Origin of the sequence: Pseudomonas sp. KCJK9016, assembly GCF_046231795.1 — a bacterium.
Lineage (GTDB): Bacteria > Pseudomonadota > Gammaproteobacteria > Pseudomonadales > Pseudomonadaceae > Aquipseudomonas > Aquipseudomonas bananamidigenes.
In genome coordinates, this window is record NZ_JBJJMM010000010.1 from 75,259 (window position 1) to 86,639 (window position 11,381).

At 58.5% G+C, this 11,381-nt stretch carries 12 protein-coding genes; all 12 read left to right on the top strand.

What is annotated here, in order from left to right:
- Window positions 1–75 precede the first annotated feature (75 nt).
- Window positions 76–1,002, top strand: a complete 927-nt coding sequence (locus ACK6BI_RS11980) for a ketoacyl-ACP synthase III (RefSeq protein WP_409317223.1) — start codon at window positions 76–78, stop codon at window positions 1,000–1,002.
- Between the two features lie 86 nt (window positions 1,003–1,088).
- On the top strand, window positions 1,089–2,381 hold the full coding sequence (locus tag ACK6BI_RS11985) for a motility associated factor glycosyltransferase family protein (protein ID WP_409317224.1): 1,293 nt from the start codon (window positions 1,089–1,091) through the stop codon (window positions 2,379–2,381).
- Entirely contained in the window at window positions 2,378–2,644 is a 267-nt protein-coding gene (locus tag ACK6BI_RS11990) for a hypothetical protein (RefSeq protein WP_409317225.1), read from the top strand. The genes ACK6BI_RS11985 and ACK6BI_RS11990 overlap by 4 nt, the downstream gene beginning before the upstream one ends.
- Before the next feature lie 244 nt (window positions 2,645–2,888).
- Window positions 2,889–3,740 (top strand): flagellin domain-containing protein, encoded by an 852-nt coding sequence (locus tag ACK6BI_RS11995; protein WP_064594348.1) that lies wholly within the window; start codon window positions 2,889–2,891, stop codon window positions 3,738–3,740.
- A gap of 72 nt (window positions 3,741–3,812) precedes the next feature.
- The gene (locus tag ACK6BI_RS12000; protein WP_065260779.1) at window positions 3,813–4,169 is read left to right on the top strand and encodes a flagellar protein FlaG; all 357 of its coding nucleotides are present in this window, start codon (window positions 3,813–3,815) and stop codon (window positions 4,167–4,169) included.
- Window positions 4,170–4,250: 81 nt separating this feature from the next.
- A complete protein-coding gene (gene fliD / locus ACK6BI_RS12005) occupies window positions 4,251–5,714 on the top strand; it encodes a flagellar filament capping protein FliD (protein WP_409317226.1) in 1,464 nt (487 codons plus the stop codon).
- Between the two features lie 129 nt (window positions 5,715–5,843).
- Window positions 5,844–6,242: a flagellar export chaperone FliS gene (gene fliS / locus ACK6BI_RS12010; protein ID WP_409317227.1), complete on the top strand. Its 399-nt coding sequence runs from the start codon at window positions 5,844–5,846 to the stop codon at window positions 6,240–6,242.
- A 10-nt stretch (window positions 6,243–6,252) separates the two neighbouring features.
- Complete coding sequence (locus ACK6BI_RS12015) at window positions 6,253–6,549, top strand: flagellar assembly protein FliT (RefSeq protein WP_065260776.1); 297 nt, start codon at window positions 6,253–6,255, stop codon at window positions 6,547–6,549.
- Window positions 6,550–6,721: 172 nt separating this feature from the next.
- Window positions 6,722–8,197 carry a sigma-54 dependent transcriptional regulator gene (locus ACK6BI_RS12020; RefSeq protein ID WP_003222863.1) on the top strand — a complete coding sequence of 492 codons (1,476 nt, stop codon included), beginning with the start codon at window positions 6,722–6,724 and terminating at the stop codon, window positions 8,195–8,197.
- 128 nt (window positions 8,198–8,325) lie between these two features.
- A complete protein-coding gene (locus ACK6BI_RS12025) occupies window positions 8,326–9,519 on the top strand; it encodes a sensor histidine kinase (protein ID WP_409317314.1) in 1,194 nt (397 codons plus the stop codon).
- Between the two features lie 5 nt (window positions 9,520–9,524).
- On the top strand, window positions 9,525–10,916 hold the full coding sequence (locus tag ACK6BI_RS12030; RefSeq protein ID WP_409317228.1) for a sigma-54-dependent transcriptional regulator: 1,392 nt from the start codon (window positions 9,525–9,527) through the stop codon (window positions 10,914–10,916).
- A gap of 128 nt (window positions 10,917–11,044) precedes the next feature.
- Window positions 11,045–11,374 (top strand): flagellar hook-basal body complex protein FliE, encoded by a 330-nt coding sequence (fliE, locus tag ACK6BI_RS12035; RefSeq protein WP_409317229.1) that lies wholly within the window; start codon window positions 11,045–11,047, stop codon window positions 11,372–11,374.
- Window positions 11,375–11,381: the final 7 nt, after the last annotated feature.

The window sequence follows — 11,381 nt, forward strand, 5'->3', positions numbered from 1 at the left end:
CCGTTTTCTGTTTGTCGGCGCCCCTCGAATCCTTGCGAGCGGTGGTATTGGGCTGTTTTTTATTGGGAAGCCGTAATGATTGGCATAAAAAGCATTGCGAGCTACGTTCCTGTAGCCGGCGTGGACAATTACGCACAAGGTGCAAAATTCGAGAAGGATGAAGAATTCATCCTCGGCAAGATCGGTTCGGCCTTCCTGCCACGTAAAGACGCAGAACAGGAAACCTCCGATCTGTGCGTTGAAGCGGCCAATGCGCTGTTTGCCAGCAACCCTGAACTGAAACGTGAATCCATCGACGCGCTGATCGTCGTCACCCAGAACGGTGACGAAGAAGGCCTGCCGCACACCGCAGCCATCGTCCAGGACAAGCTGGGTCTGCCGACCCATGTCGCGGCGTTCGATATTTCCCTGGGCTGCTCCGGCTACGTTTATGGCATCTACGCGATCAAGGGTTTCATGGAAGCCGCCGGCTTGAAGAACGGTCTGCTGATCACCGCCGACCCGTATTCGAAAATCGTCGACCCGCAAGACCGCAACACCACGATGCTGTTCGGCGACGCTGCCACCGCAACCTGGATGGGCGAAGATCCGGTCTGGGCGCTGGGCAAAGCCAAGTTCGGCACTGACGGTTCCGGTGCACCGCATCTGAAAGTCACCGATGGTGTGTTCTTCATGAACGGTCGTCAGGTGTTCAACTTTGCCCTGTTGAAAGTCCCGGCGCACTTGCATGAATTGCTCGACGATTCCGGCCTCAGCGCCGATGACATCGATGCGTTCTGTATTCACCAGGGCAGTGCCGCGATCGTCGATGCCGTTGCGCGGCGTTTCGAAGGCGAGCCGGAGAAATTCATCAAGGACATGGTCGAGACCGGCAACACCGTGTCGTCGAGCATTCCGCTGCTGCTGGAAAAGCACGCGCTGGACTCGAGCTGGAACCGGGTGGCACTCAGCGGTTTCGGTGTGGGACTGTCGTGGGGCTCGGCGATTATCTATCGTCCTTGAATCCATCGAAAACGACAGATACAAAAATAGCGTTCCAGGGTTAACCTTGAACGCTATTTTTTTGCCTGAAGGGAGCGCGAGGCGCCATGAGCGAGTTTTTCCAGGGCAACGCTGAAGTCATCCAGAGGCGCTGGCCGGCGCTGTTCGCGCGATTGCAGAGCGAAGACAGTTCGGCAATCGAGGCCGGACTGACAGAAGGCCTGGGGACGACACTGAGCATCAACGGCATCCAGCTCACCAGCCGTCATGATCGCGTCCACGAAGCCCGGGTTCAGGCCGAGAGCCTGCCGACGGACAAGGCGCAACTGCATGTCTATGGCACCGGCCTCGGGGATCTGCCTTCCGTGCTGCTGGAGCGCAACGGGCTCGAGCGACTCTACGTGCACATCCTCAACGGCGCGCTGTTTGCTTTGGTGCTGCAACTGCTCGATCAACGTCAATGGCTGCAGGACACTCGAGTCGAACTGCTGTACGCCGGCGACCTGCCGGACATCTGTACGCCGTTCTTTGCCTTGCCCGCCGAAATGCTGCTGGCCGACGACTTCAACGCGAAGATTCGTGATCGGCTGGTCAGCGAAGTGCACCTGAGTTTCAACAATCGGGAGTTCGATCCGCAGTTGCCGTTCATTCAGCAGCGTTTGCGTGACTGTTTGCCCGTGCTGCTCGCCGACGATGATGTGGCGCAATTGTTCGGCACCTGCGCCGGACGGGACATCTATGTGATCGGTACCGGGCCGACCCTCGAGCAGCATTTCGAGCGTCTGGCTGCGATTCGCCAGAAAAGCGATCGTCCGCTGTTCATCTGTGTCGACACCGCCTATCGGCCGCTGCGCGAGCACGGCATCGTGCCGGATTTCGTGGTGAGCATCGACCAGCGCATCAGCTTTCGGCATCTGCCTTGCGAGGCGTCCGACGGCATTGCGCTGGTGTACTTGCCCATGAGCGATCCCGACGTTTTACGGGCATGGAAGGGCAAGCGCTACGGCGGTTATTCGCTCAGTCCGGTCTATGCGGCGCTGCGTGTGCAATATCCTCGGGCACTGCTGCATGTCGGCGGCAGTGTGATTCACCCGGCAGTGGATCTGGCGGTGAAGATGGGCGCTGCGCGGATCACCCTGTTCGGTGCCGACTTCGCGTTCCCGATGAACAAGACCCATGCCGGCTGGAATGATGGCGACCTGGGACCTTCGGTGAACCAGGCGCGGCACTGGGTGCTGGATGGCTTCGGCCGGCGCGTCAGTACGCAGCTCAATTTCCGCGGTTATCTGTGCGTGCTGGAGCGTTACATCGCCAGCCGGCCGCAGGTGGAGTTCTTCAACAGCAGTCGTTCGGGCGCCTTGATTGCCGGTACGCGTTTCAATCAGGAGTTTGTGCAATGAGCGCACTGCAAGGCTGTGTCGATGAATGCCGGCGTTGCGCCGTGCTGTTCCGGCTGGGGCGTGATGTGGAGGCGGCGCTGGACATGGTGGAGGTGTTTGAAGGAGTACAGCATTTGCTGGTGCCTGCAGCCGCGGATGCAAAGCAAGCCTGGACGCATTTGCTCACGCAGATGCTCGATTGCCAGGAACGCCAGGACTGGCTGGGTCTTGCCGATTTCATGGAGTACGAATTGATCCATCTGCTGGAAAGTTCTTCGGCATAAGGAATCACCGACAGCGCTGGCTCGCAGGTTTGCGCCGCGGACAGTTTTATGACGTCATTTTTTCGTGGGTAAAACGCGGCTAAGTCTTTGTTTTCTAGGGAGTGGCAGGGTGATGGCAAAAATTTTCAAAAAAGCCCTCAAGCAACCTGCAATCCCGACGATAACTATTACGAAGGTTCTCTAGGCCATACCCGGCGGTTGCCAGGGCCGGAAGCCGCAGTACCCAACCAACGAGGAATTCGTCATGGCTTTAACTGTAAACACCAACACCACGTCGCTGAACGTTCAGAAAAACCTGAACCGCGCTTCCGACGCTCTGTCGACTTCGATGCAGCGCCTGTCTTCCGGCCTGAAAATCAACAGCGCCAAAGACGACGCCGCTGGCCTGCAGATCGCTACCCGCATGTCTTCGCAGATCCGTGGTAACACCCAGGCCATCCAGAACGCCAACGACGGTATCTCCGTTGCCCAGACCGCTGAAGGCGCTCTGCAAGCTTCGACCGACATCCTGCAGCGTATGCGTGAACTGGCTGTTAAAGCACGTAACGGTACCAACGGCACTGCTGACCAGACCGCAACCAACGCTGAATTCGCTCAGATGTCTGACGAAATCACCCGTATCTCGGCTGCTACCAACCTGAACGGCAAAAACCTGCTGGACGGTTCGGCTGGTACTGTAACTCTGCAAGTTGGCGCCAACACTGGCTCCGCCAACCACATCGACCTGGTACTGAGCGGCAAGTTCGACGCCGTCAGCCTGTCGGTAGGTAGCGGTACTGTTGTTCTGACCGGTGCTACTTCGGCTGCCGCCGCTTCGAACATCGACAACGCGATCACCGCGATCGACGCTGCAATTGCGAACATCAACGCCACTCGCGCCGCTCTGGGTGCTTCGCAAAACCGTCTGACCAGCACCATCCAGAACTTGCAGAACATCACCGAGAACACCACTGCTGCACAAGGTCGCGTACAAGATACCGACTTCGCCGCAGAGACTGCGAACCTGACCAAGCAGCAAACCCTGCAACAGGCTTCGACCTCTGTTCTGGCTCAAGCCAACCAACTGCCTTCCGCTGTACTGAAGCTGCTTCAGTAATTTCGGAATGAGTTTTGGCGGGGGAGTGCGCTTGCGTGCTCTCTCGCCTTTTCACGTTAAGAGGTGATGGGCATGGACATGAGCGTAAAGCTTAACGTGTCTTATCCGGCTCCCAAGCAGGCCAGTCCGGTTGCCGACAAGCCGTCGGAGACCAAGCCTTCGACCGTTGAAACTGTTTCCGAGGCGAAAAAAAGCCAGGAGACGGATGAAAACAAGTTGAAGCTGGCGGTGCAGGAGATCGAGAAGTTTGTTCAATCGATCAAGCGCAACCTGGAGTTTTCGATCGATGAGCATTCTGGCAAGGTCATCGTCAAAGTGATCGCCAGCGAGACGGGTGAGGTCGTAAGACAGATTCCTTCCGCTGAGGCACTCAAGCTGGCAGACAGTCTCGCCAACGCAAGTCATGTGTTGTTCGACGCCAAGGTCTGATAGCTGGCATGAATAGTGTTTGAAGTTCTTTAGGCGCCCACAAGGGTCAAAAGACTGGCAACAACCCAAAGGGAGATGCACATGGCAAGTCCAATTTTACCGGGTACGGGCCTGGGTTCCGGCCTGGACATCGGTGCGATCGTTACTGCGCTGGTCAATGCCGACAAGTCGCCGAAGCAGACGCAGATCGATAACGCTACCAAAGCCAATACCCTGAAGATCTCCGGTATCGGTACGCTGAAGAGTGCGCTGACCGCATTCCAGACAGCGATGACCAACCTGGGCAGCAAAACCAATCCTGCGTTTGCCGGTTACACGGCGACTTCGGGTACTCCGACCGTGCTGGGTGTTTCTGCGGATAATACCGCGGTCTCGGGTACTTACAGTGTCGTTGTGAATAAACTGGCTACCGGTTCGAAAGTCGCCAGTGCATCCTTTGCCGGCGGTGCCGCCAGTGCCATTCCGAGTGGTACCCTGAAAATCAGTCAGAATGGCACTGATTACAATGTCACGATCCCTGCCAATGCTACGTTGCAGAGTACTCGGGATGCGATCAACTCGGCTCAGGCCGTCAACGGTATTTCTGCCAACATCGTGACCGACAGCTCGGGTGCCTCGCGCCTGGTGATCAGTTCGAGCAAGACGGGCGCTGGCTCCGACCTGACGGTCAGCGGCATCGCCGGTCTGGAAATCGACGGCACCCAGCCGATGGGCGCCAATCCTGCCGCTGGTGCTTCTGGCGCGGTGAATGGCCTTGCTCAGGATGCGTCGTTGACCATCGATGGTCTGGCGGTCACCAGTAAAAGCAACACGGTAACCGGCGCGATCAGTGGCCTGACGATGAACCTGGTAACGGTCAGCCCCGGCTCGCCGCCAACACCTGTGACAGTGTCTGTCGACGGTAACACCAAGGGCTTGCAGACGTCGGTTCAGGCGTTCGTCGATGCCTACAACACCCTGAAAAGCACCATCGACACGTTGTCCAAGGCGACCCCGGACGAAGATGGCAAACTGACCGTTCAGGCGGCGTTCACCGGTGACTCCCTGGCGCGCTCACTGGTTGCCGATATCCGCGGGCAACTGACGGCTGAAAGTGCTACTGCTGGTACTCCGATGGCCTATCTGTCGCAGCTGGGTGTCATGACTGACCGCAACACCGGTAATCTGACGTTCGACACGGCTACGTTCAACAAGGCCATGTCCACACCGGGCATGACCGGCAAAGTCCAGGACATGTTCACCGGCACCAACGACACCAATGGTCTACTGACCCGCATGAGCAAGGCGGTTGATCCTTACCTCAAGGCTTCCCCTGATGGCAAGAGCACCAGCGGTCTGCTTGATCAGCGTTTGACCATCCTGAACAACAACGCCAAGAACATCACCAGTCAGCAATTGGCGCTGGACCTGCGAGTCGCCAACCTGACCAAGACGTTGACCGCCAAGTACAACGCCATGGACTTGCTGGTAGGGCAGATGAAGGCCACGGCGAGCAACATCACGTCGTTCTTCGCCTCGCTCAACGCGCAGCAATCCGCGAAGTAACATGCAAGAGCGACAAAAACCCGGCTACGCTTTCGAGCGTGTGCCGGGTTTTTGTCTTGTGGTCTAAAGTTTTTCGGCTCGCAGGCGATACACTGGTCATACGAGTCATTGTGGCAAATGAGGTAGAACATGAATCCGATGTTAGCCCTTCGGCAGTACCAGAAAGTTGGCGCTCAAGCTCAGACTTCCGAAGCGAGCCCTCACCGTCTGGTGCAAATGCTGATGGAAGGTGGCCTGGATCGTATCGCTCAGGCCAAGGGCGCGATCGAGCGCAAGGACATTCCTGCCAAATGCACGGCGATCAGCAAGGCCATTGGCATTGTAAGTGGCCTGCGCGAAGGTCTGGATCTGGAGAACTCGGCCGATACGCTGGCCGATCTGGACGGGCTGTATATCTACATGATGAAGCGTCTTGCCGAGGCGAACATCAGCAGCGACCCGCGTATCCTGGACGAGGTCGCCGGCCTGCTGACCACGGTAAAGGAAGGCTGGGACGCTATCGCGCCTGTTCCCGCTCCTCAGTTTTAAGGAGATCACCATGAGTCTTGTATTGCAGCGAATCGAAGAAACCCGTGTGGCGCTGGTCGATGCCCTGGCCGAGCGTAACTGGGAGGCGATCGGTCAACTGGATCTTGATTGCCGTTCCTGCATGGAAGATGTCATGAGTGAGGCTTCTTTGGATGAAGTGGCGCTGCGTGACAATCTTGAGGAGTTGCTGCATGTGTACAAGCAGTTGCTCGAGGTTGCGATGGGAGAACGCCAGGCGATAGTCGACGAGATGTCGCAGATCACTCAGGCAAAAAACGCGGCGAAGGTTTACCATCTGTTTGGTTAATTAACCCTCAGTTAATCCAGACATGTGCGCCATAAATTTGACTGTGCACGGTTTTTTGACTTAACTAGTGGCTGTTTTCAGATTTCAGGCGTCTACAGGCACGAAGTGTCCTGCAAGCGTCTCGCTTGCCCCTCGTTTCGGGCATTGAGTTGACTAGGGAAGTTGCTATTGCATGTGGCGTGAAACCAAAATTCTGCTGATCGATGACGATAGCGTCCGCCGCCGCGACCTGGCGGTGATTTTAAATTTTCTTGGCGAAGAAAATTTACCCTGCGGAAGCCATGACTGGCAGCAGGCAGTCGGCTCTTTGTCGTCTAGTCGTGAGGTCATTTGCGTACTGATCGGGACGGTTAATGCTCCTGGTGCGCTTTTGGGCCTGTTAAAGACACTCTCGACCTGGGATGAGTTCCTTCCGGTTTTGCTGATGGGCGATAATTCTTCGGTGGACCTGCCCGAAGACCAGCGCCGTCGGGTGCTGTCGACGCTGGAAATGCCGCCGAGCTACAGCAAGTTGCTGGATTCCCTGCATCGTGCCCAGGTCTATCGCGAAATGTATGACCAGGCCCGTGAGCGCGGCCGTCATCGCGAACCCAACCTGTTCCGCAGTCTCGTCGGCACCAGTCGGGCGATCCAGCATGTGCGCCAGATGATGCAGCAGGTGGCCGACACCGACGCCAGTGTGTTGATCCTCGGCGAGTCCGGCACCGGCAAGGAAGTGGTTGCGCGAAACCTGCATTACCATTCCAAGCGTCGTGACGCGCCGTTCGTGCCGGTCAACTGTGGTGCGATTCCGGCGGAGCTGCTGGAGAGCGAGCTGTTCGGCCACGAGAAGGGTGCCTTCACCGGCGCGATCACCAGCCGTGCCGGCCGTTTCGAGCTGGCCAACGGCGGCACATTGTTCCTCGACGAAATCGGCGACATGCCGCTGCCGATGCAGGTCAAGCTGCTGCGCGTGCTGCAAGAGCGGACCTTTGAGCGCGTGGGTAGCAACAAGACCCAGAGCGTCGATGTGCGCATCATTGCCGCAACCCACAAGAATCTCGAAAGCATGATCGAGATCGGCACTTTCCGCGAAGACCTCTACTATCGCCTGAACGTGTTCCCGATCGAGATGGCGCCTTTGCGCGAGCGTGTCGAAGACATTCCGCTGCTGATGAACGAGCTGATTTCGCGGATGGAGCACGAGAAGCGCGGCTCCATCCGTTTCAATTCCGCCGCCATCATGTCCCTGTGCCGTCACGGCTGGCCGGGCAACGTCCGCGAGCTGGCCAACCTGGTGGAGCGCATGGCGATCATGCATCCATACGGGGTGATTGGTGTGGTCGAACTGCCGAAGAAGTTCCGCTACGTCGACGACGAAGACGAGCAAATGGTCGACAGTCTGCGCAGCGATCTGGAAGAGCGTGTGGCAATCAACGGTCATACGCCGGACTTCACCGCCAACGCCATGCTGCCGCCGGAAGGCCTGGATCTGAAGGACTACCTCGGTGGTCTGGAGCAGGGGCTGATCCAGCAGGCGCTGGATGATGCCAACGGTATCGTGGCTCGGGCTGCCGAGCGTCTGCGCATTCGACGCACCACGCTTGTGGAAAAGATGCGCAAGTACGGCATGAGCCGGCGTGAAGGTGATGAACAGGCGGATGATTGACGCCTGTTTTTCAACTGCTTCATTTATAAGCGGTTTTTTTTAGGCACGGGTATTGCTACGTCCCTCGCAACGTTCCGTTTCACTGACGGTCAGCCAAGCGAGAGAGCACAATGCCCCAAGCCTCCCAGATGTCTTCTGTTCCCGAATCCTCGGGGCCACTGCCGTCCGTAGAGCAGGCCAGTCGGCAGGGGCTTGAGCAGGCGTTTGCGCTGTTCAATCAGATGTCCAGTCAACTCACCGATTCCTACAGCATGCTTGAGGCTCGGGTCACCGAACTCAAGGGTGAGCTTGCCGTCGTCAGCGCTCAGCGCATGCAGGAGTTGGCGGAAAAGGAGCGGTTGGCCAACCGTTTGCAAAACCTCCTCGACCTGTTGCCGGGTGGTGTGATCGTCATCGACGGGCACGGGATCGTGTGCGAGGCCAATCCCGCCGCTGTCGAATTGCTCGGCTTGCCGCTCGAGGGCGAGCTGTGGCGTCATGTCATTACCCGCTGCTTCGCGCCTCGTGAAGATGACGGTCATGAAATCTCTCTTAAAAACGGTCGACGCCTGTCGATCGCCACCCGCTCGCTGGATGCCGAGCCGGGGCAGCTTGTGCTGCTCAACGACCTGACTGAAACCCGTCATTTGCAGGATCAGCTCGCTCGCCACGAACGTCTCTCATCGTTGGGGCGGATGGTTGCCTCCTTGGCCCATCAGATTCGCACGCCGCTTTCCGCTGCGCTGCTTTATGCCAGTCATTTGACTGAGCAAGCGCTGCCGGTCGCCACTCAGCAACGTTTTGCCGGGCGTCTCAAAGAGCGTTTGCATGAGCTGGAGCACCAGGTGCGCGACATGCTGGTTTTCGCTCGCGGCGAGCTGCCTTTGACCGATCGCCTCACGCCCAATGAGCTGATGCAGTCTTTGCAGGCTGCGGCGCTGGCTCATGTGCAGGATCTGCCAATTCGCTGGCAGTGCGACAGTCATGCGGGCGAGTTGCTGTGCAATCGTGACACGCTTGTCGGCGCACTGCTCAACCTGATCGAAAACGCCATTCAGGCCAGTGGCGGTGACGTGCGTCTGAAGGTGCATTGCTACACCCGTGGCAGCAGCCTGCGTCTGTGTGTGAGTGATAACGGCGGCGGCATCGAGCCGGCGGTACTGGCGCGGCTGGGCGAGCCATTTTTCACCACCAAGGTCACCGGCACTGGCCTGGGGCTGACCGTGGTCAAGGCTGTGGCCCGGGCGCATCAAGGAGAATTGCAGCTGCGTTCGCGAGTGGGGCGCGGCACGTGCGCGCAGGTCGTCCTGCCGATGTTTTCCGCTGTACAGGGAGCTGAGTGAAGGTCATGGGCATCAAGGTTCTGCTGGTCGAGGATGACCGTTCATTGCGCGAGGCGCTGGCCGATACGTTGCTGCTGGCGGGGCACGACTATCACGCTGTGGGTTCGGCCGAAGAGGCGTTGAAGGCTGTGGAGTGCGAGGCATTCAGCCTCGTGGTCAGCGACGTCAACATGCCGGGTATGGACGGTCACCAGTTGCTCGGCCTGTTGCGCGCCCGTCAGCCGCAACTGCCGGTGCTGCTGATGACTGCCCACGGCGCGGTCGAGCGAGCGGTGGACGCCATGCGTCAGGGTGCGGCGGACTATCTGGTCAAGCCTTTCGAGCCTAAAGCGCTGCTGGATCTGGTGGTGCGGCACGCCTTGGGCAATCTCGGTGCAGTCGACACGGAGGGGCCGGTAGCGGTCGAGCCGGCCAGTGTTCAGTTGCTGGATCTGGCCGCTCGGGTTGCCCGCAGTGATTCCACCGTGCTGATTTCCGGTGAGTCCGGCACCGGTAAAGAGGTGCTGGCGCGCTACATCCACCAGCAATCCCATCGTGCCGGTCAGCCGTTCATTGCGATCAACTGCGCGGCGATCCCTGACAACATGCTCGAAGCAACCCTGTTTGGCCATGAAAAGGGCTCCTTCACCGGCGCCATCGCGGCGCAGCCCGGCAAATTCGAGCAGGCGGACGGCGGCACCATTCTGCTCGATGAAATTTCTGAAATGCCTCTCGGCCTGCAGGCCAAGCTGCTGCGGGTATTGCAGGAGCGTGAAGTGGAGCGGGTTGGCGCGCGCAAGCCGATCACTCTCGACATTCGTGTCCTTGCCACCACCAACCGTGACCTGGCGGGCGAAGTGGCGGCGGGGCGGTTCCGGGAAGATCTTTACTATCGTCTGTCGGTATTTCCGCTGGCCTGGCGTCCGCTACGCGAACGGACTGCCGATATCCTGCCGCTGGCCGAGCGCCTTCTGACCAAATACGTCAATAAAATGAAGCATGCGATGGCGAGGTTCTCGCCCGAGGCGCAGACGTGCCTGATCGATTACCCATGGCCAGGCAACGTGCGTGAGCTGGATAACGCTATCCAGCGGGCCTTGATTCTCCAGCAGGGAGGCCTGATCCAGCCGCAGGATTTCTGTCTCTCCGGCCCTGCGCTGTTCGCTCCGTTGCCTGCGGCAGTGCCGGTGGCACCGGTCATTCGTGAGGTCGGGATCGAAGCGGATTCGGCAGGTGCCCTGGGCGACGACCTGCGTCGCCGCGAGTTCCAGATGATCATCGACACCCTGCGTACCGAGCGCGGCCGGCGCAAGGAAGCTGCCGAAAAGCTCGGCATCAGCCCGCGTACATTGCGCTACAAACTGGCACAGATGCGTGATGCCGGGATGGACGTCGAAGGTTATCTGTTTGCGACGTGACGGCCGTCGCAAACGTTTGAGAATGCATTTCTCCAAGCGGTGCCCGTGAGCTGGCACCGTTGTTGCTAACACCTGAGTACCCGCCGAGTGAGTGTCAAAAAATTGCGGGCCGCCCAAGAGAGTAGACCATGAGCCAAGGTATTGAATTTAATCGGTTGATGATGGACATGAAGGCCATGCAAATGGACGCCATGTCGAAGCCGAAATCGACTACCGCTGTCCCTGAAGTGGCAGGCAGCAGCTTTTCCGACATGCTCGGTCAGGCCATCAACAAAGTGAACGATACCCAGCAGGCCTCGAGCCAATTGGCCAATGCGTTCGAAATCGGCAAGAGCGGCGTCGATCTGACGGACGTGATGATTGCCTCGCAGAAGGCCAGTGTGTCGTTCCAGGCTCTGACCCAAGTGCGCAACAAGCTGGTTCAGGCGTACCAAGACATCATGCAGATGCCGGTTTAAGGACGAG

Bases quoted from the DNA above. Each gene is read 5' to 3' on its own strand.
- ACK6BI_RS11995 (WP_064594348.1), top strand. From the start codon at position 2,889: ATGGCTTTAACTGTAAACACCAACACCACGTCGCTGAACGTTCAGAAA.
- ACK6BI_RS12000 (WP_065260779.1), top strand. From the start codon at position 3,813: ATGGACATGAGCGTAAAGCTTAACGTGTCTTATCCGGCTCCCAAGCAG.
- ACK6BI_RS12025 (WP_409317314.1), top strand. From the start codon at position 8,326: ATGTCTTCTGTTCCCGAATCCTCGGGGCCACTGCCGTCCGTAGAGCAG.
- ACK6BI_RS11990 (WP_409317225.1), top strand. From the start codon at position 2,378: ATGAGCGCACTGCAAGGCTGTGTCGATGAATGCCGGCGTTGCGCCGTG.
- ACK6BI_RS11985 (WP_409317224.1), top strand. From the start codon at position 1,089: ATGAGCGAGTTTTTCCAGGGCAACGCTGAAGTCATCCAGAGGCGCTGG.
- fliE (WP_409317229.1), top strand. From the start codon at position 11,045: ATGAGCCAAGGTATTGAATTTAATCGGTTGATGATGGACATGAAGGCC.
- fliS (WP_409317227.1), top strand. From the start codon at position 5,844: ATGAATCCGATGTTAGCCCTTCGGCAGTACCAGAAAGTTGGCGCTCAA.
- fliD (WP_409317226.1), top strand. From the start codon at position 4,251: ATGGCAAGTCCAATTTTACCGGGTACGGGCCTGGGTTCCGGCCTGGAC.
- ACK6BI_RS12015 (WP_065260776.1), top strand. From the start codon at position 6,253: ATGAGTCTTGTATTGCAGCGAATCGAAGAAACCCGTGTGGCGCTGGTC.
- ACK6BI_RS12020 (WP_003222863.1), top strand. From the start codon at position 6,722: ATGTGGCGTGAAACCAAAATTCTGCTGATCGATGACGATAGCGTCCGC.
- ACK6BI_RS12030 (WP_409317228.1), top strand. From the start codon at position 9,525: ATGGGCATCAAGGTTCTGCTGGTCGAGGATGACCGTTCATTGCGCGAG.
- ACK6BI_RS11980 (WP_409317223.1), top strand. From the start codon at position 76: ATGATTGGCATAAAAAGCATTGCGAGCTACGTTCCTGTAGCCGGCGTG.